The sequence below is a fragment of the Mesorhizobium sp. P2_F7 genome, from assembly GCF_056403695.1.
This window is the reverse complement of record NZ_JBFUFA010000002.1, coordinates 16661-40665: the sequence shown is the minus strand read 5'-3', so window position 1 is coordinate 40665 and position 24005 is coordinate 16661. Positions and strand designations below refer to the sequence as shown.

30 protein-coding genes are annotated in these 24005 nt (G+C 63.6%); 19 read left to right on the top strand and 11 right to left on the bottom strand.

The genetic code is table 11. The features are described from left to right. Positions 1-120: 120 nt before the first annotated feature. Positions 121-2670: an ABC transporter permease gene (locus AC1DZ8_RS05465; protein WP_477309580.1), complete on the bottom strand. Its 2550-nt coding sequence runs from the start codon at positions 2668-2670 to the stop codon at positions 121-123. Beyond that, positions 2670-3371: an ABC transporter ATP-binding protein gene (locus AC1DZ8_RS05460; RefSeq protein WP_477309579.1), complete on the bottom strand. Its 702-nt coding sequence runs from the start codon at positions 3369-3371 to the stop codon at positions 2670-2672. Before AC1DZ8_RS05460 ends, AC1DZ8_RS05465 begins: the two co-directional genes overlap by 1 nt. Before the next feature lie 86 nt (positions 3372-3457). On the opposite strand from AC1DZ8_RS05460, the gene AC1DZ8_RS05455 reads away from it, so the two are divergent. Both AC1DZ8_RS05455 and thpR read left to right on the top strand, forming a co-directional pair. After that, entirely contained in the window at positions 3458-4102 is a 645-nt protein-coding gene (locus AC1DZ8_RS05455; RefSeq protein WP_477309578.1) for an arylesterase, read from the top strand. Positions 4103-4239: 137 nt separating this feature from the next. Beyond that, complete coding sequence (gene thpR / locus AC1DZ8_RS05450; RefSeq protein ID WP_112560072.1) at positions 4240-4836, top strand: RNA 2',3'-cyclic phosphodiesterase; 597 nt, start codon at positions 4240-4242, stop codon at positions 4834-4836. Here thpR and AC1DZ8_RS05445 read toward each other — a convergent pair. Further along, positions 4740-5252 (bottom strand): low molecular weight protein-tyrosine-phosphatase, encoded by a 513-nt coding sequence (locus AC1DZ8_RS05445; protein ID WP_477309577.1) that lies wholly within the window; start codon positions 5250-5252, stop codon positions 4740-4742. The two genes, thpR and AC1DZ8_RS05445, sit on opposite strands and share 97 nt — an antisense overlap. A gap of 102 nt (positions 5253-5354) precedes the next feature. On the opposite strand from AC1DZ8_RS05445, the gene AC1DZ8_RS05440 reads away from it, so the two are divergent. The 5 genes from AC1DZ8_RS05440 (at position 5355) to AC1DZ8_RS05420 (ending at position 8977) form a co-directional block, all read left to right on the top strand. Continuing rightward, complete coding sequence (locus AC1DZ8_RS05440; protein ID WP_477309576.1) at positions 5355-5651, top strand: 4a-hydroxytetrahydrobiopterin dehydratase; 297 nt, start codon at positions 5355-5357, stop codon at positions 5649-5651. Between the two features lie 128 nt (positions 5652-5779). Next, entirely contained in the window at positions 5780-6142 is a 363-nt protein-coding gene (locus AC1DZ8_RS05435) for a YkvA family protein (protein WP_477309575.1), read from the top strand. 314 nt (positions 6143-6456) lie between these two features. Continuing rightward, complete coding sequence (locus AC1DZ8_RS05430) at positions 6457-6960, top strand: invasion associated locus B family protein (RefSeq protein ID WP_477309574.1); 504 nt, start codon at positions 6457-6459, stop codon at positions 6958-6960. Between the two features lie 311 nt (positions 6961-7271). Further along, positions 7272-8507: a dual-specificity RNA methyltransferase RlmN gene (gene rlmN / locus AC1DZ8_RS05425; protein WP_477308956.1), complete on the top strand. Its 1236-nt coding sequence runs from the start codon at positions 7272-7274 to the stop codon at positions 8505-8507. Beyond that, positions 8504-8977 (top strand): hypothetical protein, encoded by a 474-nt coding sequence (locus tag AC1DZ8_RS05420; protein WP_477308958.1) that lies wholly within the window; start codon positions 8504-8506, stop codon positions 8975-8977. The genes rlmN and AC1DZ8_RS05420 overlap by 4 nt, the downstream gene beginning before the upstream one ends. Here the strand turns inward: AC1DZ8_RS05420 and AC1DZ8_RS05415 are convergent. Continuing rightward, positions 8949-9590, bottom strand: a complete 642-nt coding sequence (locus tag AC1DZ8_RS05415; protein WP_477308960.1) for a LysE family translocator — start codon at positions 9588-9590, stop codon at positions 8949-8951. The two genes, AC1DZ8_RS05420 and AC1DZ8_RS05415, sit on opposite strands and share 29 nt — an antisense overlap. Before the next feature lie 172 nt (positions 9591-9762). Here AC1DZ8_RS05415 and AC1DZ8_RS05410 point away from each other — a divergent pair, with 172 nt between their 5' ends. From AC1DZ8_RS05410 to AC1DZ8_RS05395, 4 genes are all read left to right on the top strand, one after another. Beyond that, positions 9763-10986 (top strand): argininosuccinate synthase, encoded by a 1224-nt coding sequence (locus AC1DZ8_RS05410; RefSeq protein ID WP_477289161.1) that lies wholly within the window; start codon positions 9763-9765, stop codon positions 10984-10986. Between the two features lie 150 nt (positions 10987-11136). Further along, a complete protein-coding gene (locus AC1DZ8_RS05405) occupies positions 11137-11715 on the top strand; it encodes a hypothetical protein (protein WP_477308962.1) in 579 nt (192 codons plus the stop codon). Further along, the gene (locus AC1DZ8_RS05400) at positions 11712-12338 is read left to right on the top strand and encodes a hypothetical protein (protein WP_477308964.1); all 627 of its coding nucleotides are present in this window, start codon (positions 11712-11714) and stop codon (positions 12336-12338) included. The genes AC1DZ8_RS05405 and AC1DZ8_RS05400 overlap by 4 nt, the downstream gene beginning before the upstream one ends. 95 nt (positions 12339-12433) lie before the next feature. After that, on the top strand, positions 12434-12742 hold the full coding sequence (locus tag AC1DZ8_RS05395; RefSeq protein ID WP_477308966.1) for a hypothetical protein: 309 nt from the start codon (positions 12434-12436) through the stop codon (positions 12740-12742). 99 nt (positions 12743-12841) lie between these two features. On the opposite strand, the gene AC1DZ8_RS05390 is transcribed toward AC1DZ8_RS05395, so the two are convergent. After that, positions 12842-13639 carry a lytic murein transglycosylase gene (locus AC1DZ8_RS05390; protein ID WP_477308968.1) on the bottom strand — a complete coding sequence of 266 codons (798 nt, stop codon included), beginning with the start codon at positions 13637-13639 and terminating at the stop codon, positions 12842-12844. 283 nt (positions 13640-13922) lie between these two features. On the opposite strand from AC1DZ8_RS05390, the gene AC1DZ8_RS05385 reads away from it, so the two are divergent. The 7 genes from AC1DZ8_RS05385 to rpsP all read left to right on the top strand — a co-directional run bounded on the left by AC1DZ8_RS05385 (position 13923) and on the right by rpsP (position 20433). Then, positions 13923-15020, top strand: coding sequence for a zinc-binding metallopeptidase family protein (locus AC1DZ8_RS05385; RefSeq protein ID WP_477400433.1), 1098 nt, complete (start codon positions 13923-13925; stop codon positions 15018-15020). A 65-nt stretch (positions 15021-15085) separates the two neighbouring features. Then, complete coding sequence (locus AC1DZ8_RS05380; RefSeq protein ID WP_477308972.1) at positions 15086-15685, top strand: DUF1236 domain-containing protein; 600 nt, start codon at positions 15086-15088, stop codon at positions 15683-15685. Positions 15686-15802: 117 nt separating this feature from the next. Further along, positions 15803-16777, top strand: coding sequence for a lysostaphin resistance A-like protein (locus tag AC1DZ8_RS05375; RefSeq protein WP_477308974.1), 975 nt, complete (start codon positions 15803-15805; stop codon positions 16775-16777). Positions 16778-16810: 33 nt separating this feature from the next. Further along, the gene (locus AC1DZ8_RS05370; RefSeq protein ID WP_477308976.1) at positions 16811-17752 is read left to right on the top strand and encodes a glycosyltransferase; all 942 of its coding nucleotides are present in this window, start codon (positions 16811-16813) and stop codon (positions 17750-17752) included. A gap of 291 nt (positions 17753-18043) precedes the next feature. Then, entirely contained in the window at positions 18044-19648 is a 1605-nt protein-coding gene (ffh, locus tag AC1DZ8_RS05365) for a signal recognition particle protein (protein ID WP_477308978.1), read from the top strand. A 7-nt stretch (positions 19649-19655) separates the two neighbouring features. Further along, positions 19656-19982, top strand: a complete 327-nt coding sequence (locus tag AC1DZ8_RS05360; RefSeq protein WP_454575617.1) for a chorismate mutase — start codon at positions 19656-19658, stop codon at positions 19980-19982. Between the two features lie 49 nt (positions 19983-20031). Continuing rightward, positions 20032-20433: a 30S ribosomal protein S16 gene (gene rpsP / locus AC1DZ8_RS05355; RefSeq protein WP_477308980.1), complete on the top strand. Its 402-nt coding sequence runs from the start codon at positions 20032-20034 to the stop codon at positions 20431-20433. A gap of 64 nt (positions 20434-20497) precedes the next feature. On the opposite strand, the gene AC1DZ8_RS05350 is transcribed toward rpsP, so the two are convergent. The 5 genes from AC1DZ8_RS05350 to AC1DZ8_RS05330 form a co-directional block, all read right to left on the bottom strand. Beyond that, on the bottom strand, positions 20498-20761 hold the full coding sequence (locus tag AC1DZ8_RS05350) for a glycine zipper domain-containing protein (protein ID WP_352586425.1): 264 nt from the start codon (positions 20759-20761) through the stop codon (positions 20498-20500). Positions 20762-20882: 121 nt separating this feature from the next. Further along, entirely contained in the window at positions 20883-21116 is a 234-nt protein-coding gene (locus tag AC1DZ8_RS05345) for an SRPBCC family protein (protein ID WP_477308982.1), read from the bottom strand. Then, positions 21092-21409: an SRPBCC family protein gene (locus AC1DZ8_RS05340; protein WP_477308984.1), complete on the bottom strand. Its 318-nt coding sequence runs from the start codon at positions 21407-21409 to the stop codon at positions 21092-21094. Before AC1DZ8_RS05340 ends, AC1DZ8_RS05345 begins: the two co-directional genes overlap by 25 nt. Positions 21410-21426: 17 nt before the next feature. Next, on the bottom strand, positions 21427-21837 hold the full coding sequence (locus AC1DZ8_RS05335) for a DoxX family protein (protein WP_477308986.1): 411 nt from the start codon (positions 21835-21837) through the stop codon (positions 21427-21429). A gap of 122 nt (positions 21838-21959) precedes the next feature. Further along, complete coding sequence (locus tag AC1DZ8_RS05330) at positions 21960-22865, bottom strand: bestrophin family protein (RefSeq protein ID WP_477308988.1); 906 nt, start codon at positions 22863-22865, stop codon at positions 21960-21962. Between the two features lie 188 nt (positions 22866-23053). Here AC1DZ8_RS05330 and AC1DZ8_RS05325 point away from each other — a divergent pair, with 188 nt between their 5' ends. Beyond that, a complete protein-coding gene (locus AC1DZ8_RS05325) occupies positions 23054-23461 on the top strand; it encodes an ACT domain-containing protein (protein WP_477400429.1) in 408 nt (135 codons plus the stop codon). A 3-nt stretch (positions 23462-23464) separates the two neighbouring features. On the opposite strand, the gene AC1DZ8_RS05320 is transcribed toward AC1DZ8_RS05325, so the two are convergent. After that, positions 23465-23923, bottom strand: coding sequence for an N-acetyltransferase family protein (locus tag AC1DZ8_RS05320; protein WP_477308992.1), 459 nt, complete (start codon positions 23921-23923; stop codon positions 23465-23467). Positions 23924-24005 lie beyond the last annotated feature (82 nt).

Genomic DNA, 24005 nt, shown 5'->3' with positions numbered 1-24005 from the left:
CGTAACGGGCTGCAACGCTTGGTGAATCGCCGGAAGCCGGGTTTTCGGGCTTTAGCGGTCGCTGCATTACCAAGATTTAATCGGAAATGGCCGGATTCGGCCGGCTTTGCCGCTTGAAACCTAGAGGTCGCGCAGCACCGGCGCCGCCTTGTGGCCGAGCACCCGCCATGTCCCGGCAAGGCCGATGCCGACGGTGATCACCAGCGCGAAGATCAAAGTCGCCACCGCCACCTCCGGCATGAAATGCGAGGGCAGCGTCATGATACGAGCGACGATGTACCAGGCGGCAATGCCGCCAGCGGCAAGCGCAAACACCGCGGTGGCGAGCCCAATCAGCATATATTCGAGCGAAAACGCCGTGATCAGCGTCCGCCGCGTTGCACCCAGCGTTTTCAGCACCACGGCATCGTGGATGCGGGCGCGATTGCCCGCGGCGAGCGCGCCGGCCAGCACCAGCACCGAAGCGATCAGCGCCACGCCGGCCGCCGCCCGGATCGCCGTGCCGAGCTGGCCGACCAGCCGGTTGACGACATCGAGCGCATCCTTGACCCGCACCGTCGTCACCGCCGGGAAAGCGCGAGTGACGGCGTTGAGCAGGCGCGCGTCATCCGCCGTCGACGCATCCTTCTCGGTCAGCGTCGCCAGCCAGCCATGCGGGGCGCCGGCGAAAGTGTTGGGCGAGAACACCATGACGAAATTGATGCCCATCGTCTCCCATTGCACCTCTCGGAAATTGGCGATCCTGGCCGTCACATTGCGGCCCAGCACATTGACGGTGACGGTGTCGCCGAGCTTCAGTCCCAGCGCCTTGCCTTCATCGTTGGAGAACGAGACCAGCGGCTCGCCGGTATAGTTGTCGGGCCACCAGCTGCCTTCGGTCAGCGTCGCGTTGGCCGGCTGTTTGGCGTCATAGGTCAGGCCGCGATCGCCGCGCAGCACCCAGGCGCCTTCAGCCGGCACTTTGGCCTTGTCGACATCGACGCCGTTCAGCGCCATCACCCGGCCGCGCAGCATCGGCACCTTGACCAGCGTGCCCTTGAGCGCCTCTTTACCGACCAGCGCCGAGAAGGCATCGACATCGCTGTTCTGGATATCGACGAAGAAGAAGTTCGGCGCCCGCTCCGGCAGGCTGCCGGAGATTTGCTGCCGCAGGTTCCCGTCGATCAGCGCCAGCGTCACCAAAAGCGTCAGGCCGAGGCCAAGCGACAGCACCACCGACGGCGTCAGCGCGCCGGGCCGGTGGATGTTGCCGATGGCGAGCCTGAGCGCGACGGAACGCACGCGCGGGCTTTTGCGCGCCGCCCATTGCACCAGCGCGCCGACGGCGCGCAGCACCAGGAAAGCAAAGATCGTCGCGCCGACGAAGATGGAGGCAATGCGCTGGTCGCCGGAAAACAGGATGGCCAAGGCGGCCAGAGCGAGCGCGATGCCGACCGCTGCCGCAAGGTAGGGCAGGCGCGGAAAGCCGCGACCCTCAAAACCCATTTCGCGAAACAGCGCCGTTGCCGGCACATCGCGGGCGCGGCCGAGCGGCAACAGCGCGAACGCCAGCGTCACCAACAGTCCGAACAAAGCCGCCATGGCCAGTGCGCCGGGATAGAAACCACCTTGCGCCGGCACAGGTATGACCGACTGCAGCGCCGCACTCGCCGCAAACGGCATGGCGGCGCCGAGGATGAGACCAAGCACGATGCCGAGGCCGGCGATCATCAGGATCTGCACGAGATAGACGGTGAAGACGAAGCCGCCGGAGGCGCCGAGGCTCTTGAAGGTGGCGATGACGCCGCGCTTGCCGTCGAGATAGGCGCGCACCGCGTTCGCCACGCCGACACCGCCGACCACCAGCGCCGTCAGCCCGACCAGCGTCAGGAACTGCGAGAAGCGCTCGATGTTGGAAGACAGCGCCGGTGCGGCATTGGAGCGCGTGCGGATCGACCAGCCGGCTTCGGGGAAATCGCTCGCGGCCCGATCCTGGATGGCCTTGAGATCGGCCTCGCTGGCGCCGGCCGGCAGCCGAACCTTGTAGGCATTCTCGACCAGGCTGCCCGGCTGGATCAGCCCGGACGCGGCAAGCCCCGCGGTCGAGACCATCAGCCGCGGCGCGAAGCCGAACCCGTCCGACACTGCGTCCGGTTCACTCACCAGCCTGGCGCGCAATTCGAAGGTCGCGCTGCCGAGCTTTAGCCGGTCGCCGATCTTCACATTGAGCCGTTCGAACAACAGGTCTGGCGCGGCCGCGCCGAAGACGCCGGATTTTTCACCGAACAGATCCTGTCTCGAAAGTGCCGGCTCGGTCTGCAGTGCCCCATAGAGCGGATAGGCGTCGTCGACCGCCTTGGCCTCGACCAGCGATTGGTCAGAGCCGTCCTCCAGCCGCGCCATCGAGCGCATGTTGGCGCTGTGCGACACAGCACCCAGGCCATTGAGGAAGGCGCTTTCGGCCGGCATCGTATCGCGCTGGTTGAGCTGGAAGCGCAGGTCGCCGCCAAGCAGCGTCTGGCCCTGGTCGGCGACGCCCGCGGTGATCGCCTGCGCCACCGAATTGACGCCGCCGATGGCAGCCACGCCAAGCGCAATGCAGGCCAGGAAAATCATGAAGCCGGACAGCCCGCCGCGCATTTCGCGCAGCGAGAAGCGGAATGCGAGTTTCAGCGTCTGCGACAGTGGCATCAAGCCGGCACCTTCACCGGCACAACTGGGGCATCCTCGATGCGGCCCGAGCGCATCGACACCTGGCGCGAACAGCGCGCCGCAAGGGCGGGATCATGGGTGACCAGCACCAAAGTCATGCCGCGCTCAGCCGCCTTGGCGAACAACAGGTCGGCGACGTGCCGCCCGGTCGCCTGGTCGAGGTTGCCGGTCGGCTCGTCGGCGATGAGAATGCGCGGCGCGGGCGCCAGTGCCCGAGCGATCGCCACGCGCTGCTGTTCGCCGCCGGAGAGTTCCCCGGGATAGTGGGTGACGCGGTCGCTAAGACCAACGGCTGCCAGTTCGCGCGCGGCTACGCCGAACGGATCGGCATGGCCAGCGAGCTCCAGCGGCACCGCGACATTTTCGAGCGCCGTCATGTTGGGAATGAGGTGAAAGGACTGGAAGACGATGCCGATGTTTCGGCCCCGAAACGATGCAATCCGGTCCTCGCTTTTGCCGTTCAGCGATTCGCCGGCGATTCGCACCGTTCCCGAATCGACCCGCTCCAGTCCGGCCAGAACCATCAGCAAGGTCGACTTGCCGGACCCCGAGGGACCGACAATGCCGGTCGCCTCGCCGCGTGTCACGTCGAGGCTGACGCCTTTCAGCACATGGACGGATGACGCGCCTTGGCCAAGGGTCAGGGATACGTCTTTCAACTCAATGACGGCTTCTGTCACAATTAAAGCGTCCTATATCAGGATGAAGGCTCTGCTTGCCGGAAGCCCTCGCCGGAAGAATTCCTTGGTCATATGGGGCCTGCCGCATGTCTTTCAAACGCTCGATTGCCGCAGGGCTCGTCCTTTTCCTCACCTTTTGCGGCGCCATTTCGTCGGCGCGGGCCGAGACATTCACCATCGTCGGCTTCGGCGACAGCCTGATGGCGGGCTTTGGCCTCGGTCCCGGCGAAGGCTTTACCGACAGGCTGCAGGCAGCCCTTCGCGCCAAGGGCCATGATGTCACCGTCGCCAATGCCGGCGTTTCCGGCGATACATCGAGCGGCGGCCTGGCGCGGCTCGACTGGTCGGTGCCGGACGGCACAAAGCTGGTCATCCTCGAACTTGGCGCCAACGACATGCTGCGCGGCGTCTCGCCCAACATTGCTGAAAAGAACCTGGACGACATGCTGGCAAAGCTGAAGGCGCGCAAGATCGCCGTGCTTCTGGCCGGCATGCGCGCCGCGCCCAATCTCGGCGCCGACTACCAGACCGCCTTCGATGCGATCTATCCGAAGCTGGCCGCGAAGTACGACGTGCCGCTTTATCCGTTCTTTCTCGATGGCGTTGCCGGCGAGAGCGGGTTCCAGCTTGAGGACGGGCTGCACCCCAATGCCAAGGGCGTCGACCGCATGGTCGAGCGCATCCTGCCCACGGTGGAGAAGGCGATTGCAGCGGTCGAGGGCGGAGCCTGAAGCGGGATCTTCACTTCTGGCGCAGCCTTCCGTAAGGGAAACATTAGGGAAAGCCTGCGACCAACAAACCACTTGCCCCGATTTAATATCGATGATTCGGTAGGGGCATAGTTCGATTCGAGGAAGGGAGGCTCACCATGCCGCGTCTTTTCACCGCCCTCGAAATACCGCGTGACGCCGCTCTTTCGCTGTCCCTTTTGCGGGGCGGCCTGCCCGGGGCGCGCTGGATCGATGTCGAAAACTACCACATGACGCTGCGCTTCATCGGCGATGTCGAAGGCCATGTCGCCGACGAGATCGCCAACGCGCTCGACCGGGTTCACCGCCCGTCCTTCTCGCTGACGCTGTCCGGGGTCGGCGCCTTCGGCCAGAAGAAACCGCATGCCGTGTGGGCCGGCGTCTTCGCCTCGCCCGACCTGTCCGCCCTGCAAGGCGAAATCGACCGCATCTGCCAGCGGCTTGGGCTGCCGGCTGACCCGCGCAAATTCACACCGCATGTGACGCTGGCGCGCCTGCGCAATTCGAGCCCGCTCGACGTCGCGCAGTACCTTTCTGCACGCGGCAATTTCTCGACGCTGCCGTTCCGCGTCGGCCGCTTCGTGCTGATGTCGTCGCGCGATTCGGTCGGCGGCGGACCCTACATCGTCGAGGAGGCATGGCCGCTGTCCGGCGCCGATGCGCGCTCCTCGAGCAGCTTTGCCAGCGCCTCGGACGCTTCGCGGATCATGCGGTAGACCGAAGCGAAGGCTTCCTGTCCGTCGTAGTAGGGGTCCGGCACGTCGCGGGTTTTGCCTTGCGCGAACTCCGCCAAGAGATGGATGCGCTCGCTTGCGTGAGCCGGCGCCAGCGCCTTCAGGTCGCGCACATTCTGCCGGTCCATGCCGAGGATCAGGTCGAATCGCGAAAAATCCTCCGGCTTGACCTTGCGTGCCCGCTGCCCGGAAATGTCGATGCCGTGGCGGGCCGCAATTGCGATCGAGCGCGGGTCGGGCGCTTCGCCGAGATTCCAGCCGCCGGTCGCCGCAGAATCCAGCACCATGTCGCGGCCGCGTTCCGCTAGCACGGCGCGAAACACGCCTTCCGCGAGTGGCGACCGGCAGATGTTGCCGAGGCAAACGAACAGGATGGAATTTATCGGCTTTACGCTCATTCGATATGCGCCGTTCGTGCATTTGGAGCCCCAAAACGCAAGGCATGTTTGGGTGACTTGCATTATGGTGGGATCAAAATCGGGATAGCACGGGAAATCATCATGACGAGAGAAAAACTCAGCAAGGACGCCATCGCCGCAGCACTGGCCGAACTCGGCGGCTGGTCGCTGGCCGCGGACGGCGCTTCCATAAAGCGCAGCTTCGTCTTCAAGAATTTTTCCGAAGCCTTCGCCTTCATGACCCGCGTCGCTCTGGCGGCCGAGAAGATGGACCATCACCCCGACTGGTCGAATGTCTACAAGACGGTGGAGGTGACGCTGAACACGCACGACGCCGGCGGCGTCACCGCGCTCGACATCACGCTGGCGAAGAAGATGAACGGCTATTTCGGCGGCTGACCGCCCGGCGTTGCAACCAGCACCGGCAAATCGGCGCCATCCTCTTGTAGCAGCCCCGCGCTTTCACCACATTTTCCGGTGGCGGCCGCGCGCAATACGCTGCGCGACGGCCTGCAAAGGAGACATTGATGGCGCAACAACCCGGTTTTGATTTCTTCGGCTTCGGCAGCAAGCTGGGCGATGAAAGCGAAGTGCGCGCCAAATTCTGGCGCACGGCCAAGAAGGCCGCCCGGCAGATTCCGTTCATGGAAGAGGTTGTCGCCGCCTATTACTGCGCCCTCGACAAGAAGACGCCTTTGCGCGCCAAGGGCATATTGCTGGCCGCGCTCGGCTATTTCGTACTGCCGGTCGACGTTATCCCGGATTTCATCGTCGGCCTCGGCTTCACCGACGACATCGCTGTGCTGACCGCCGCGATCACAGCCGTCAGCGCCCATATCACCCCAGCACACCGTCAGGCCGCCAAGGAAGCGATCGCCGACAGGGGCTAATCGGCCGTCGCACTGGCAACTGGTTCAGTAGAAATCCACCGCTCAAACAGGGCGATAGCACCCCCGCCTCGGCTTCCGCTGCGGCCGTTGAAAAAGTCAAACTCTTGCCGCTTTCGTGGCCTCCAAGTCGCCGCAGGGACATTGCGACAGCTGCTTTTCACGAAGGCAGCGCGGAAATGGCGGTGGTTTCCATGGGTGGATGTCCTTTTCCAAGGGAAATTCACCGTTTGGTAACCCAGATTAAATCAAAATGAAGCGACGGGCAGGACGCCAAGCCGGCCTGCCCCCGCACCATATGGAATACGGGAAAAACGATGCGCGGATTGATTGCACTAGTCTCGAGCCTGGTCCTGGTGGCCTCTGCAGCGCCGGTGCTGGCGCAGCAGGCGACCAAGATCGGCCAGCACAACGCCTGGGGCACCTACAGCTACCAGGCGCAGGGCGGCAAGGTCTGCTACGTCCTGACCGTGCCGACCGACAAGCAGCCGCCGACGCTCGACCATGGCGACATGTTCTTCTTCGTCAGCCAGCGGCCGGGTCAGCAAGTGTCCTACGAACCGCAATTTATCGCCGGCTACACCTTCCAGGAAGGCTCCAAGGCGACCGTCACCATCGACAAGAAGTCGTTCTCGATGTTCACCCGCGGCAAATCGGCCTGGGTGGAGAACGCCGCCGAAGAGCCGGTGCTGATCGCCGCCATGAAGACCGGCACCGACATGAAGGTGTCGGCCAAGTCCGGCCGCGGCAACACGACAACCTATGTGTTCTCGCTGAAAGGCATCTCGGCCGCGCTGTCGTCGATCGCCAAGTGCAAATAGGTTAGCGCGGTTTTACCTTCTCCCCTTGTGGGAGAAGGTGTCGCCGAAGGCGACGGATGAGGGGTGTTCCAGCTTGACGGAACCCTCCGCCCAGACGCCACCCATTGACGGCAGCAATACCAGCCCGCCAACGCCTCATTCCTTCCAACACCCCTCATCCGTCTCGGCGCTAAAGCGCCGATCCACCTTCTCCCACAAGGGGAGAAGGTAAAACCCCCGCATGACTCTGCCCGCAACCTGTGCTATGCGCCGCGCTTCGTTTTCGGCACGATGGATGAAATCGGCCGCAATTCGCTTATATTGGCGCTGATATGACCCTTTCCTTCGATCTCACCACTGAGGGCGCACGCGATGCGTTGCGCGCCCGCGCCGCTTCGGCTGAAAAGCCGTCGCTGATCGGCCTGACCCGGGCCGAACTCGGCGAAGCTCTTGTTGGCGCCGGCATCGTGCCGGAGCGCCAGGCAAAGATGCGCGCGCAGCAGCTGTGGCACTGGATGTATGTGCGCGGCGTGTCCGACTTTGCCGGCATGTTCAACATCTCCAAGGATTTGCGCGCCGAACTCGACAAGCATTTCACCGTCGCCCGGCCCGAAATCGTCGAGGAGCAGATTTCCGCCGACGGCACCCGCAAATGGCTGTTCCGCTTTCCGCCGCGCGGCGCCGGCCGTCCGGTCGAGATCGAGACCGTCTACATCCCCGAGGAAGGCCGCGGCACGCTCTGCATCTCGTCGCAGGTCGGCTGCACGCTGACTTGCTCCTTCTGCCACACCGGCACCCAGAAGCTGGTGCGCAACCTGACGGCCGAGGAAATCCTCGCGCAATTGCTCACCGCCCGCGACCGTCTCGGCGATTTCCCCGACCGCGATACGCCCGACGGCGCCATCGTGCCGGCCGAAGGCCGCAAAGTCTCCAACATCGTCATGATGGGCATGGGCGAGCCGCTGTACAATTTCGAGGCGGTGAAGAAGGCGCTGCTGATCGCCTCCGACGGCGACGGGCTTTCGCTGTCGAAACGCCGCATCACCCTGTCGACCTCCGGCGTCGTGCCCGAAATCTTCCGCACTGGCGAGGAGATCGGCGTCATGCTGGCGATCTCGCTGCATGCCACCAATGACGACCTGCGCGACCTCCTGGTGCCGATCAACAAGAAGTATCCGCTGAAGGAACTGATCGCGGCCTGCCGCGCCTATCCCGGCCTCTCCAACGCCAAGCGCATCACCTTCGAATATGTGATGCTGAAGGACGTCAACGATTCCATCGAGGACGCCAAGGGGCTGATCAAGCTGCTCAAGGGCATTCCGGCCAAGATCAATCTGATCCCGTTCAACCCGTGGCCGGGCACCAACTACCAGTGCTCCGACTGGGAAACGATCGAGAAATTCGCCGATTACATCAACAATGCCGGCTACGCCTCGCCGATCCGCACCCCGCGCGGCCGCGACATCCTGGCCGCCTGCGGCCAGCTCAAGTCGGACTCCGAGCGCATGCGCAAGGTCGACAGGCTGGCGCTGGAAGCCATGATGATTGCGGGGCACGGCGAGGCGTGAGCCGCCTCATCGCCTATCTCGTCCGCTTCGCCGTCATCCTGTTCGGCTATGTCGTCGCCTCGCTGGCGGCGAGCGCCTTTCTCAACGTCCTGTTCCTGGCCTCGCTCGGTTACGCGCCGGAACATGCCCACCCGACGGCCACCGCATCGCTGTATTTCTCGGTCCCCTTCGTGGCGCTGTTCATCGCTTATTTCGCCTTCATGCCGGCGGCCATCGTCATCCTGATCTCGGAAATCTTTCGCCGCCGCGACTGGCTGTTCTATGCGCTTGCGGGCGGCGTCGTGGCCGCGGTGTTCCTCGGCTTTGTCCACCGGAATGCCGATATCAATTTCGATGTCACCGATCCGCGCGCCATCGCCGCCGTGATCGGCTGCGGCATGGTCGGCGGCATCTTCTACTGGCTAAGCGCCGGCCGCTGGGCCGGAAGCTGGTGGCAGGCGGTTACTTCGCCTGAGCGGTCAGGATCTTGAGCGCGAAGGCCGAAAACACCCCGGCAAACAGATAGTCAACCACCCGTGTCACGCGCGGGCTGGCCTTCATCGCCGCCGAAAACTTCTCAGCCGCAAACACCATCGGCGCCGTCACCGGGATCGACAGCACGATGAACATGACGCCGAGGAAGAACAATTGTCCCGGTGCGTTCGGGTCATGCGCGGAGACGAATTGCGGCAAAAACGTCATGAAGAACAGTATGATCTTCGGGTTGAGCAGATTGACGCCGAGCCCGGCGGCCCAACTGCGGGACAGCGAGATCTCAGGGCCGCTCTTCTTCTCCGGTGAAAACGCCGAGCCCTTGGCGAGCGCCTGCCAGGCGAGGAAGACGAGATAGGCGGCGCCGAAGATTTTCAGCACGAGGAAGGCCATCGGCGAGGCGACGATCAGCGCCGAGATGCCGACGGCCACCAAAGTGGTGTGGATCAGTGTGCCGGTGAGCGCCCCGGCCAGCGAGGCAAAGCCGGCGGCGCGGCCCTGGCTCAGCGTGCGCGAGACGAACAGCGTCATGTCGGGCCCCGGCGTGATCGCCAGGATCATGGTGGCGATGGCGAACGGGATCAGCGTCGTGCTGTCGGGAATGAAGGACATTGGTCACCTCTGCGCGAAGGATGCGCCGCCCTATAGCGCAGGCGCCGCGCCCGGGCCAGCTTCTGCCAGCCGCAGCATCTGGTCCAGCCTTGATCGGCGTTCGTCCCTTGCGCTGGCCGGAAAGCCCGTGATACCTCGCCCGCGAAGAACCCTTGTCGCGGAACCCGCCAACATGTCGAAGACAAAAGACGTCAAGAAGGTCGTGCTCGCTTATTCCGGCGGCCTCGACACCTCCATCATCCTGAAATGGCTGCAGACCGAACTCGGCGCCGAAGTCGTCACCTTCACTGCCGATCTCGGCCAGGGCGGCGAGCTGGAGCCGGCGCGCAAGAAGGCCGAGATGATGGGCATCAAGGATATCCGTGTCGTCGACGTGCGCGAGGAATTCGTGTCCGACTTCGTCTTTCCGATGTTTCGCGCCAACGCCGTCTATGAAGGCACCTATTTGCTCGGCACCTCGATCGCTCGGCCGCTGATTTCGAAACACCTGGTCGAAATCGCGAAAGAGACGGGCGCTGACGCGATTGCGCATGGCGCAACCGGCAAGGGCAACGACCAGGTCCGTTTCGAACTGTCGGCCTATGCGCTGAACCCCGACATCAAGGTCATCGCGCCATGGCGCGATTGGTCGTTCAAGTCGCGTACCGACCTGATCAACTTCGCCGAACAGCACCAGATCCCGGTGGCGAAGGACAAAAGGGGCGAGGCGCCGTTCTCGGTCGACGCCAATCTTCTGCACTCCTCCTCCGAGGGCAAGGTGCTGGAAGATCCGTGGAGCGAGCCGCCGGAATTCGTCCACCAGCGCACCGTCTCGCCAATGGATGCGCCCGACAAGGTCACTGAGATCGAGATCGAGTTTTTGAAGGGCGACCCGATTGCGCTCAACGGCAAGAAACTGTCGCCGGCTGAGATGCTGACGGCCCTCAACGACCTCGGCCGCGACAATGGCATCGGCCGGCTCGACCTGGTCGAGAACCGCTTCGTCGGCATGAAGTCGCGCGGCGTCTACGAAACGCCCGGCGGCACCATCCTGATCGTCGCCCACCGCGCCATCGAATCGATCACGCTCGACCGCGGCGCCGGCCACCTCAAGGACGAGTTCATGCCGCGCTATGCGGAACTGATCTATAACGGTTTCTGGTTCTCGCCCGAGCGGCTGATGCTGCAGGCGATGATCGACAAGAGCCAGGAAGATGTCGAAGGTACGGTGCGCCTGAAGCTCTACAAGGGCAATGTCATGGTCACCGGCCGCAAGTCGAAGAAGACGCTCTATTCCGATGCGCTGGTTACCTTCGAGGACGATCGCGGCGCCTACGACCAGAAGGACGCCGCCGGCTTCATCCGCCTCAACGCGCTGCGGCTGAGGACACTGGCCGCGCGCAACCGCAAGGGTTGAGCTCAACTACTATTTTAGGCAAACCCGGCGGAGACGCCGGGTTTTTATTTGGCACCTCTAATATAAGAAAAGTCAAACCAGCCGGGCGGCTCCTGTTGACCTTCTAAAAGCTTCATCTAAATTCCCTCGCGGGACGGAGGGATTCTGATAGTGAAAAAAGCCATTTTTCTCCTGCTTGCGGCGGCCATCGTCTTTACCGGAGGCCAGTCCTCGCAAGCGGCCACGAAACGCGAGCAGAATTCAGATGGGTGCATCTCCGCCGTCCATTTGTGGAGCATCTCGTTCAAGCACGAAATCGCCTCTTTCATGGGCGTCTCGCAGGAGCGCATGCCGGCCTTATTCTGCCAGCGCCTTGGCGAAGGGATACGAAGCGGGCGGATTACCTACTCCGACCTGAACCGGCTGCAGCTCGACCAGTCGACCGAGATCTGGCTGGTCATCAAAGGCAAGTCAAAGGCTGCTGCTACAGCCGCGCCGGCGCCGCGGAATTCCAAATTCCGTACCTGCTACCGTAACAACGGGACCTTCCAGGTTCCTGCTTCGCAGAAATGCCCGTTGAGCGGCCACGCGCAGTTCGACCAACCGACCAAAATCGAGATGAAGGGGACATCAAAGGCGGCTACCGTGGCGCCGCGGAACCCCAAATTCCGTACCTGCAGCGGTATTACCGGTACCTTCCAGATTCCCGTTTCCCGGAAATGCCCGTTGAGCGGCTACGCGAACAATTGAACGAGATCAAACCGAGTCGTTCTGGAGGGCCTCTAACAGTGAAAAAAGCCATTTTTCTCCTGCTTGCGGCGGCCATCGTCTTTACCGGAGGCCAGTCCTCGCAAGCGGCCGCGAAACGCGAGCAGAATTCAGACGGGTGCATCTCCGCTGTCCATTTGTGGAGCATCTCGTTCAAGCACGAAATCGCCTCTTTCATGGGCGTCTCGCAGGAGCTCATGCCGGCCCTGTTCTGCCAGCGCCTTGGCGAAGGGATACGCAGCGGGCGGATTACGTACTCCGACCTGAACCGGCTGCAGCTCGACCAATCGACCGAAATCTGGCTGGTCATCAAGGGCAAGTCCAAGGCTGCGGCTAGGGCCACGCCGGCGCCACGCAACCCCAACTTCCGCACCTGCAACGGTATTACCGGTACCTTCCAGGTTCCCGCTTCGCGGAAATGCCCGGTGAGCGGCTACGCACAGCTCGACCAACCGACCAAAAGCGATATCAAGGGCAGGCCAAAGGCGGCTGCTCCATCGCGGAGGAATTCCAAGTTCCGCACCTGCTCCAATGTTTACGGCGGCTCCTTCGAGGTTCCCGCTTCCGCGAAATGCCCCTTGGGCGGCGGCTACGTGAACAATTGAAAGAGTTGCGCAAAACAAAAGAATAGAGCGGCGGCAAAAGACTGTACCAGCGGTTTTCCGCTTGATCCTTTCGCGGCCTAAGGGGGCATCTGACAATGAAACCGTGGTTTTTAGCGTTGCCTGCAATGGTTGCCATGCTGGCCGGTTGTCAGACCGGACAGGAGCAGGTGAGTCAGGATCCCAAGGCGGCGTACGAGCGCTGCATCAGCAAGGTGGCCATTTCGAACGTATCGGCCAAACACGAGATCGCCGCTTTCATGGGCGTTTCCCAGGAGCGCATGCCGCCTTTGCTGTGCCGGCGCCTTGTCGATGCCATGAAGAGCGGCCGGTTGACCTTCTCCGACATAAACCGCCTCCAGTTCGACCAGTCTACGGACATCTGGAAGGTCATCAAAGGCGGATAATCCTGCCCGCTGCCGGGCCATGTTGACCGCGAAATGCGCTGGACCCTCAACAAAAAAGCCCGGCACATGGCCGGGCTTTCCGTTGAATGGGATTTTCGCTCAACCGCCGTCGATTGCATCCGCGATCTGGGCAATGGCCTGCTGATAGACGCTGGCCGAATTCCAGCCGGCAATGGCGCCCATATTTGCACTTGCGCTGGCACCCGCTCGCCAGCCATGAGCCTTGAGGAAGTTGGCGGTGGACGCCAGTGCGGTCGCCTTGTCGCGCAGGTTTCCGTTGCCGACGCCATATTTCAGGACGTTTCCGGGCAGGAATTGGGTATGGCCGATCTCGCCATGCGCAGCACCGACCGACGAGGCGCTCAGCGCGCCGCGATCGACCAGCTTCAGCGCCGCAATGGCATGCGGGTAGAAGAACCCCGGACGGCGGCAATCATAGGCAAGCGTGAGAATGGCAGAGACCGTATTCTGGTTGCCCATGGCGGAACCAAAGCCCGTCTCCATGCCCCAGATGGCGAGGAGCACGCCCGGCGACACGCCGTAATTGCTCTCGATCCTCTCGAACATGGCGGCGTTCTGCTTCTTCAGCGAACGGCCCCTGGAAATGATCGCGGCCCCGCCACGACGCTTCATGAAAGCATCCACCGAGCCGCTGAACGCCTTGTGGATGGCTCGGTCGACGGAGATCGTCTTTGTCGCGTAGCTGGCGCCGGCCAGAGCGGCCAGGCCCTTGGGGCCGACACCTTCGGACTTGGCCTCTGCGGCGAACTCCGGCTTCCACGCCTCGAAACCGGCGCCAGTCTTGCCGCAGCTGGCCGCCGCCTGCGCGCCCGTCGCCAGCGCAAGCACCGCCACCACCGTGGCAGCAAAAATCCTTCCCTTGGCAAACAATGCCATGCTTCTCTCCTGATTGCCTGAATCACGTCCCGGTTGTGAACTTGCCAGTGAAACGCGCCATTGTCACCGTACCCCCGGCGCCACGCTGGCCAATGCAGCGGAATTTGCCTACGATCAAGTGCTTATTGTGGCGGGAGCGCGCGACGTAGGGCCGGACAATCCGCTGCTCGAACAAAAAGACTTGGCATCGGCATGGAACGCCAGCCCATGGCCGGCGTTTGGGCGAGGCGCCGCTCCGCACCATATCCACACCCTGACCATATGCTGACGTTTTGAGATCGACATGAAACTGTTCGACTGCCCGCATTGCGGCCACCGCCTCTATTTCGAGAACGCGCAGTGCCTGAGCTGCTCGAGCCTCGTGCTCTACGACCCCGAGCATGCGCGCTTTGCCTTGTCTGATGTCGACGGCATCTTCCACTGCACCAATGCCGATGAATGCGCCTGCAACTGGATGGCCGAGCCCGGCCACCCCTTCTGCCGTGCCTGCGTGCTGAACCAGCTGATCCCGGATCTCTCGGTGGACGGCAACCGCCGCCGCTGGATCCGCGTCGAGGCGGCCAAGAAGCGCGCCATCTATTCGCTGCTCGCCTTCGGCCTGCCGGTGGCACCCAAGCAGAACCCCGGTGACGAAATCGGCCTTGCCTTCGACTTCCTGGCCGACCCGATCGGCGGCGGCCCCGGTGGCGAGCGCATCCTCACCGGCCATGACAACGGCCTGATCACGCTCAACGTCGCCGAGGCGGACTCGGCCGAGCGCGAGCGGCGGCGCGTCGAGATGGGCGAGAACTACCGCACGCTGCTCGGCCATTTCCGCCACGAGCTCGGCCACTATTATTGGGACCGGCTGATCCGCGACGACCCGCAGAGGCTCGACGCCTTTCGCGCGCTGTTCGGCGACGAGCGCGCCGACTATGAGCAGGCGCTGCAGACCTACTATGCCAATGGCGCGGCGCCCGACTGGCAACAGAGCCACATTTCAGCCTATGCGACATCGCATCCATGGGAGGACTGGGCGGAGACCTGGGCGCACCATCTGCACATCACCGACACGCTGGAGATGGTGCACGCGCTGAATTTTCCGCTCGGACAGCTGGAAACGATGGAGGCCAATGTGCTGCCGCAGGGCGACACCGGCGGCCGCCTGCAGCCCGCGCCCGCCGAGCCTGCCGCCGTGCCCGAGCCTTTCGAAAACATCCTCGCCCGCTGGCTGGTGCTATCGGAAGCCTCCAACTCGATCAACCGCTGCATGGGCCTGCCCGACCTCTATCCCTTCGTCATTTCGGACGTGACGGCGCAAAAGCTCGCCTTCGTGCATGAGCTTTTGACCGGTTTGCCGAAAGAAACCGGAACAAATCGTGAGCCGGCAGCGGCATTTTAGCCGGAACGCATAGGCTCCGCTTTCGTTTGGGCTCGCGAGGGACCAACGAAAACGGAGAGAAAACCATGAGACGCATACTGTTTCCGGCCGTCGCCGGGGCGCTTGTCGCCATGTCAGGTGCGGCATTGGCCGATACCGCCGTCTCGGCTGTCACCGATCTTAACGTGCGCGCCGGCCCCGGCCCGCAATTTCCGGTGATCGGCGTGCTTGCCGCCGGCCAGTCGGCGACGCTCAATGGCTGCATCGAAAACAGCAAATGGTGCACCATTGCCGAGGCTGGCGGCCAGGGCTGGGTCTATTCCGACTATGTAACGGCCGATTTCGGCGGCAGCCGGGTCGTGCTGACGCGCCGCCCCGCCGACGCCGCCATCACCGTCGTTGCACCGCCGCAGGATGATTATCCCGACACCTATACCGGCGCGATCCTGTCCGACGACGGCCCCATCGACGCCATCGACAGGCCGCCGGCGGAAGTCGGCACCTATGTCAGCACGCACCGGCTCGACCCCGTCTATCTCGACGGCGAAGTGGTCACCGGCGCGACCTTGCCCGACACCGTCGAGCTGCGCGAAATCCCCGACTACCGCTACCGCTATGTCTATGTGAACGGCCAGCCGGCGCTGGTCGACCCGCAGACACGGCGCATCATGTACGTCGTGCGCTGATTTTTGCCCTGCAGTGACCAATAAGTGAACTTGTGCCGCCCTCCTACCTTGGTTGAGGGCGGCGCAACTGCTCGCCGAACAGCAGCGATTGCGCGCAACCCGCCGATCCCCTAGATCATGCGACCCGATGCGTTCGGCAGAGGAATTCGCGTGACATCAGATCCAGCCCCCTTCGAGCGCTATCGCAACACGGCCACCGAAAAGACAAGCCTGCCGCGCCTGATAGTAGGGACGGCCATCGTCGTGCTGTTCTGGGTGGCGGTCACTTTGGTGGTGGTGCTTGGCGGCACCTATCTCGCCATCATCTGGCATGTATTGCCGGGCGATCCGCGCGGGCCGCTACAGGGCTTTCTGGCCTCGCCTATCGGGATACTCACCGCGCTCACCTCGTTTGCCGGCATCTGGATCGGCCTGTGGCTTGCCATGCGTTTCGTCCATGGCGAGCCGCTCGCAGCACTTTTCGGCGCCAGCCGTCGCGTCTCCTTGCCGGGGTTCGTCAAGGGCCTGATCGCGGTGCTGATCACCTCGGCGATCTCCGAGATCCTGCTCTATGGCCTGCAGCCCGAAATCGCACGCGGCGCGATCAGCCTGTCGACCTGGCTGCTGTTCCTGGTTCCGATCGTGGTCCTGACTCTGCTGCAGACTTCGTCCGAGGAGATGCTGTTTCGCGGCTATCTCCTGCGCGGCCTGGCCAAGCGGTTTCAGAGCCCCTACGTCTGGGCGCTGCTGCCCGCCTTGCTGTTCACCTCCTTGCACTGGAGCCCGGATTCGAGCCTCGCCATCAACGCCTGTGTGCTGGCCTCGATCGCCGCCTTTGCCGTTCTGCTGACGCTGCTGGTCTATGTCACCGGCAATCTCGGTGCCGCCTTCGGCGCCCATCTCGGCAACAATCTCACCGGCTTCCTGCTGATCTCGCATCAGGAAAGCTACAATTCCTTCGCTTTGTTCAACGCCAAGCCGCTGGAAGGCCCAGGCTGGACGACGACGGATGCGGTCATCATCGCCGCAATCGGCATTGTCTGCACGTTGCTGACGATCCTGCTGCTGCTGCACCCACGCTCGCCGCTGAAAGTCGAGCCGGTCTCCGGATAAGGCTATGATCCGGCAAGAAGCAGGAGGACGCTGATGCGCATCACGCTCGTGGTGGCCGGCACCATCCCGTCCAGAGGCTATGGCGGTACCCAGCGTCAGGTCGAGTGGCTGGCAAGCGAGCTCGTCCGCTGCGGCCACCATGTCGTGCTGATCGCCGACCCCGGCTCGGACCACCCGCTTTGCGAGGTCAGGCACGCATCGTCGGCAGCGCAATGCCTGGCTGCCATTCCGGCCGACACCGAGATCGTGCATTTCAACGGCTGGTACATCGAGGCGCCGTTTCCGACCCTCAACACCGAGCACGGTTATGCGCCGCAACACCCAAGGCCGCGGCCGAACTGGAGTTTCGTCAGCGCCAGCCACGCCCGCAATCACGGCAGGGAAACCTTCGTCTACAACGGCTTCCCGGTGGATGCCTATCGGCTGGCCGGGCAGAAGAACGACCGCCTGCTGTTCCTCGCCGGCATCGCCCGCGCCGGCAAGAACCTTAGCCGCGCCGTCGAGCTGGCCAAGGAATTCGATTTTCCGCTCGATATTGCCGGCGGCTCGCGCTGGCGGCTGCTGACCCGCAGCCAGGTCCGGCGCGACGGCGTCTTCTTCAAAAGCCTCAGCCGGCGCTACCGCTTCCACGGCACCGTCGATGGCGACGCCAAGCTGCGCCTGCTCGGCGAGGCAAAGGCTTTTCTCAACCCGATCGCCTGGGAAGAGCCGTTCGGCATGGCGCCGGTCGAGGCGATGCTGTGCGGAACGCCGGTGCTGACCACGCCACGCGGCGCTTTACCCGAGATCGTCGACGCCGACACCGGGCGGTTCTTCGATACAGACGCGGAGTTCGGCTCAGCACTCGGCGAGATAGCCGGCCTGTCCCCGCAACGCTGCCGTGAGTCCGCCGCCGATCGGTTTCCGATCGCCAGAACCGCCAAGGGCTATCTCGACCTCTACACGCGCGTCATCGATGGCGAGGCGCTGCCGTGAGCTGTTCCATCCGGCCCGCACCTTGACTCTTCGGCCGATTTCCTGTCTACAGCCCCCGAATTCCGCGACGAGTACTCCTCCGAGCAAGCCGACCAGGACGCCAACACCTCTTTGAGGTGGGTGCTGTAAACAGATCCTGGAGGCCAACACCCGGCAGCGCTGAGCGCCCCCGGGTGCTTTTTGGCTTTGCGCTTGCCCGGGCTTTGTTTGGACAAGCTCTTTTGTTTGGACACTTGGCGCGAACGCATTACCTCTCGGATCGAACCCCGAACCGAGATCGAAGGACGACAGATGTTTGAATCACTTCAGGAGCGCCTTGGCTCCATCCTGAACGGCCTGACCGGCCGCGGCGCGCTGTCGGAGGCGGATGTCTCGGCAGCGCTGCGCGAGGTGCGCCGTGCGCTGCTCGAGGCCGACGTAGCGCTGGAAGTGGTGCGTTCCTTCACCGACAAGGTGCGCGAGAAGGCTGTCGGCGCCGCGGTCGTCAAGTCGATCAAGCCGGGACAGATGGTCGTCAAGATCGTCCATGACGAGCTGGTCGACATGCTGGGCGCCGAGGGCGTCGCCGTCGACCTCAATGCGCCCGCCCCGGTCGTCATCATGATGGTCGGTCTGCAGGGCTCCGGCAAGACGACAACCTCGGCCAAGATCGCCAAGCGGCTGACCGAGCGTCAGAACAAGAAGGTCCTGATGGCCTCGCTCGACACGCGGCGTCCGGCCGCGCAGGAGCAGCTCCGCCAGCTCGGCGAGCAGGTCAAGGTGGCGACGCTGCCGGTCATATCGGGCCAGAACCCGGTCGACATCGCCAAGCGCGCCGTGCAGGCAGCCAAACTCGGCGGCCATGACGTCGTCATCCTTGACACCGCCGGCCGCACCCATATTGACGAGCCGCTGATGGTCGAGATGGCCGACATCAAGAAAGTGTCGAGCCCGCACGAGATCCTGCTGGTCGCGGATTCGCTGACCGGCCAGGACGCCGTCAACCTGGCCAAGAGCTTCGACGAGCGCGTCGGCATCACCGGCCTGGTGCTGACCCGCATGGATGGTGACGGCCGTGGCGGTGCAGCGCTTTCGATGCGCGCCGTCACCGGCAAGCCGATCAAGCTGATCGGCACCGGCGAAAAGATGGACGGGCTGGAGGAATTCCACCCCAAGCGCATCGCCGACCGCATCCTCGGCATGGGCGACATCGTCTCGCTCGTCGAAAAAGCCGCCGAAAACATCGACGCCGAACAGGCGGCGGCGATGGCCAAGAAAATGCAGTCGGGCAAGTTCGATTTGAACGACCTCGCCGGCCAACTTCAGCAGATGTCGAAAATGGGTGGCATGGGCGGCATCATGGGCATGATGCCCGGCATGGGCAAGATGAAGGACCAGATGGCCGCCGCCGGCCTCGACGACAAGATGTTCGGCCGGCAGCTTGCCATCATCTCGTCGATGACCAAGGCCGAGCGCGCCAATCCCGATATTTTGAAACATTCGCGCAAGAAGCGCATTGCCGCCGGTTCCGGCACAGATGCCGCCGAAATCAACAAGCTCCTCAAAATGCATCGCGGCATGGCCGACATGATGAAGGCGATGGGCGGCAAGGGCAAAGGCGGCGGCCTGATGCGCGGCATGATGGGCGGCCTGGCCTCCAAGATGGGCCTCGGCGGCATGATGCCTGGAGGCATGGGCGGCATGGGCGGTGGCATGCCCGACCTGTCCAAGATGGACCCCAAGCAACTCGAAGCCTTGCAGAAGCAGGCGCAGGCCGCCGGCCTCGGTGGCATGAAGGGCCTGCCCGGTGGTCTTCCAGGCGGCGGTGGCCTGCCGGGTCTGCCCGGCGGCATGAAACTTCCGGGGCTTCCCGGCCTGGGCGGCGGCGGACTGCCCGGCCTCGGCAAGAAGAAGTGAGGACGCTATGAACGAAGAAAAGGACATGGCCGACGCCCGCACCATCCTGGCCGGCTATCGCGCGTCGATCGACAACATCGATGCCGCCCTCATCCACATGCTGGCCGAGCGCTTCCGCTGCACCAAGGCGGTCGGCGTTCTGAAGGCCGAGCATGGCCTGCCGCCGGCCGACCCGGCGCGCGAGCAGCAGCAGATCACCCGCCTTCGCCAGTTGGCGAAGGATGCCCATCTCGACCCCGATTTCGCGGAAAAATTCCTCAACTTCGTCGTCCGCGAAGTGATCCGCCATCACGAGCAGATCGCCGCGTCCAACGGCGCAAGCAAAGCCGGCTAAGTATTAGCCATACCCTATCAATGAAATCAGAGCTTTTAGGAGAAATGAAATGGCACTGAAGATCAGACTGGCCCGTGCGGGCTCGAAGAAGCGTCCTTACTACCACGTCGTCATCGCCGACGCCCGTTCGCCGCGCGACGGCCGGTTCATCGAGTCGATCGGCTCGTGGAACCCGCTGCTGCCGAAGGACGGCGAGCGCGTCAAGGTCGACGCCGATCGCGTCAAGCATTGGCTGTCGCACGGCGCCCAGCCGACCGACCGCGTGCTGCGTTTCCTCGACGAGGCCGACCTGCTCAAGCGCGAAGCCCGCTCCAACCCGAAGAAGGCCGAGCCGGGCAAGAAGGCGCAGGAACGCGCTGCCCTGTTGAAGAAGGCCCAAGACGACGCAGCAGCAGCCGTTGCTGCCGCTGCCGCTGCTCCGGCCGAGGCGGAAGCCGCCACCGCCGAGTAAGCGTTCGCTTCATCGCTTTAAGAAAACGGCGGGCCTAGGCCCGCCGTTTTTCGTTGACGTCCGCTCAATAGCCATCCGGGCAGCGGGCGATATAGACGCGCCCATAGCGGTCCCGATAGCGGCAACGGTCCGGTTCGTTGGCCCGGCCGATCAGTGCTCCTGCAACGGCACCAACCGCGCCGCCAACGACGGCCCCTTCCACGGGATCATTTGCGACCGCAGCGCCTATGGCCGCTCCGCCCAGGCCGCCGACAGCCGCGCCTTTTTCCGTTTGCGAACAGGCGCCGAGCGCCGTTGCCAAGACCAGAATGGTAAGAATTTTCTTCATTGTCGTTCCTCTCCAACGGAAAGCGCCTCCACGCGCCTTGGCTCGAAAACGCATGACACCGTGAATTGATCCATTGGAGGGAACGATGAGCTCCGGCCCATCCCGGCCGGTGCGGCTCGTCCTATTTCTCGGTCGCCCTTTTCAGGTTGGCGAGGCCCGCCTCGAAATCCTTGCCGATCAGCGTGTCGAAATTCATGAACAGGCCCATCAGCTTGGCAATGAAGGGCCGGCTGCCGCGCATCGCCCACGTGACGCTGGTGGTGCCACTGGCCGGCTTCAGGGTGAAGTCCACGCTGTTGTTGGCCCGGAACGGTTTCTCGAAGTCGAGCTTCAGCGACACCAACGAGGGCGGCACGGAATTGACGATTCCATGCGTCCCTTGCCGGCCTTGGCATTGCCTTCCCAGGCATAGGCGGCGCCCTTGCCGGCATCAGTGCCGGACAGCGTGCGCTTCATCTCCGGGTCGAGCTTTTCGTAGGGTGACCATTCGGGCCAGTGCTTGAAATCGTTGATCAGCGGAAAGATCGCTTCCGGTGCAGCCTTGATGCTGGCCGTGCGGCTGGTGACGAAATCATTCGGCCGTGTCGCGGCATAAAGAAGGACGGCGGCGATGATGACGACCAGGATGATGAGGATGGTGGTGAACATCTTTTTCTCCTCTGCGCTTATTCGCTGAACGGGATCAGGGCACGCACGCGTGGGTCGCGCAGATACAGGCCGCCCCACAGGATGATGCCGAGATAGACGCTAAACAGCGTGTGCGAAAACAACGGGCTGCCGACACGCATATTGGTGGCGATGGCACCGCCAAGATAGCCGGTCAGCAGGATGGCGCCGAGCACCGAGGTGCGCGGCAGCGCATAGAGCGCCGTCGAGATCAGCCCGATGACGCCGAGCAGGCGCGCGACGTTGACATCAGCCGGCCAGCCGAGCGGCACCATGGTCTGGGTGACGACCTCGAGCGGCGGCAGCTTGATGACGCCGTCGAAGATCATGAACAGGATGATGAGGCCGCTGAGCACGCGGCCGGTCCACAGGGCGCCCGACGAGACGGGCGCGGTTTGAGAAATAGTCATGGTAGTTCCCTCCTGGGTGATTTCAGCCGTTTGCTGGCTTCGGACCAAGGACGGGCCACGAGGCGGCGATCCTACAGGGGCGGGATTCTTTTTGGGCGCGGCGGCATCACTCGTATCTAGGCCTAGGAGAAATAAAACTTTTCGGCCGGGATCATCTTCGGCGGCGTCTCGCCAAGCGCCTCGAACACCGAGATCTCGCAGACGCGGCAGAGGCCGTCCAGCGCAAGGTCGTTGGGCTGGGTGCCGAACGGATCCTCGAGCTCCTCCGATAACGCGTCGAGGCCGAAGAAAGTGTAGGCGATCAGCGCCGTGAACAGCGGCGTCGCCCAGCCGGCGGCGGAGGCCAGCCCGAATGGCAACAGCAGGCAGAAGATGTAGGCGGTCCGCTGCAGGAGCAGCGTGTAGGCAAAGGGCAGCGGCGTCCCGGCGATGCGCTCGCAGCCGGCCTGCGCGGCGGCGATTTCCGACAGCCGCTCATCGAGGATGCGGTAGCCGATCGTATCGATGGCACCTGCCTTGCGAAGTGCCGCGATCCGTCCGCCCATCCGCCGCACCATAGCGTCCGGTGCGTTGGCGGCCTTGGCGGCGCCTTCAACGTCGTTGCCGATGAAGGTGCGGGCTTCCGCCGTGGCGTCGACGCGCCTGAGCAGGCCGCGCAGGAAGTGACAGAAGGCGGTTGCTTCCATCAGCAGGCCGCGCAGTTCGGTGCGGTCCTCGATCAGGCCGCTCGAGGCGCGCGCGAGGTTGCGGATGTCGAAGACCAGTTGGCCCCACAGCTTGCGCGCTTCCCACCAGCGGTCATAGGCGGCGTTGTTGCGGAAGCCGAGATAGATCGACAGTGCGACGCCGAGCAATGCGAAGGGTGCCGTGCCGGCATTGCCGAAGTCGAGCTTCAATGCCCTGACGATGACCACCACCATCGCGCCATAGGCGGCAAAGCCGAAGATTTGCGGCAGGATGCGCGGCACCACGGAGCCGCGCATGATGAAGAACAGATGCAGGAATCCCGGACGCGGGCGAACGATCATCGAAACCCCTTTCACGGACCGCTCTGGTCCTCAACTCGCCGATTGTGCGATGCGGCGGCCCCGGCTGGCCCAGCCGCCAGCGACATCGCCATGTCGTCTGCGCGGTCCGTGCCGGCTATCGGCATTGGCCGGTCGCGGCTATTGAAGACATGCAAGCCACGCACTTATTGCATCAGGCGGGGACAGGAATGACCGGCGAGACCGATCTGAAAAAGCTGCTGGCGTCGATGACGCCCGAACTGCTTCCGGCCATCCATGTCTTCGTCACGCTCGCGCCTGGCGCTGCGCAGCCGCAAGGCGTCGACCCGGTGATGGTCTTTCGCGAACGCGAGGGTGTGACGCTGATTGTGACAGAGGCCGCCGCAAGAGCAGTCGGCCTGGACGGCGCCTTCCCCAGCCGCATGATCACGCTGAACATCCATTCATCGCTGGAAGCCGTCGGCTTCCTCGCCGCCATCACCGCCCGGCTCGCCGCCGCCGGCATGGGCGTCAATCCAGTCTCGGCCTTTTATCACGACCATCTGTTTGTGCCTGCCGACCGGGCCGAGGAGGCCTTGGAGCTTTTGCGCCAGTTGGCGAGAGACAGCGCCGGCTGAGCTTCACATTCGGCGGACGTAGAGAATATCCGGCAGGCCTTCTTCATTGCCGGTGCCATCGCCGAACGCTTCGGCGCGAAAACCGTGGCGCTCGTAGAAACGCCGGGCGCCGGTGTTGGCCTGGAAGCAATGCAGTTTCACGATCCGCAGCGACGCGGTCGCTTGCATCAGCAGCCGGCTGCCGATGCCTTGTCCCGTCCAGACGGGGTCGAGATAGAGTTGTTCCACCCAATCGCCGCTGACGGCAATGAAGCCGGCAATGTTTTCGCCGGCATCGGCGACGGTCACCTGCTGACGAGGCAGCACGACATCGCGGATGAAGATAAGATCGTCGGCTGGCGTGTGGATGACCGGCATCCAGGAGAACGAGCCAAGTGCCGCCCGCATGAGCCGGGCGATGGCAGCGGCGTCCGAGCCAGTGGCAGGGCGCAGGATGATACCTACGGGCTGAGTGCTAGTCATGAAGGGAACGCAAACGTCTCACTCCGCTGGAACACCCCTCAACCGTCTCGGCGCTCCGCGCCGATCCACCTTCTCCCACAAG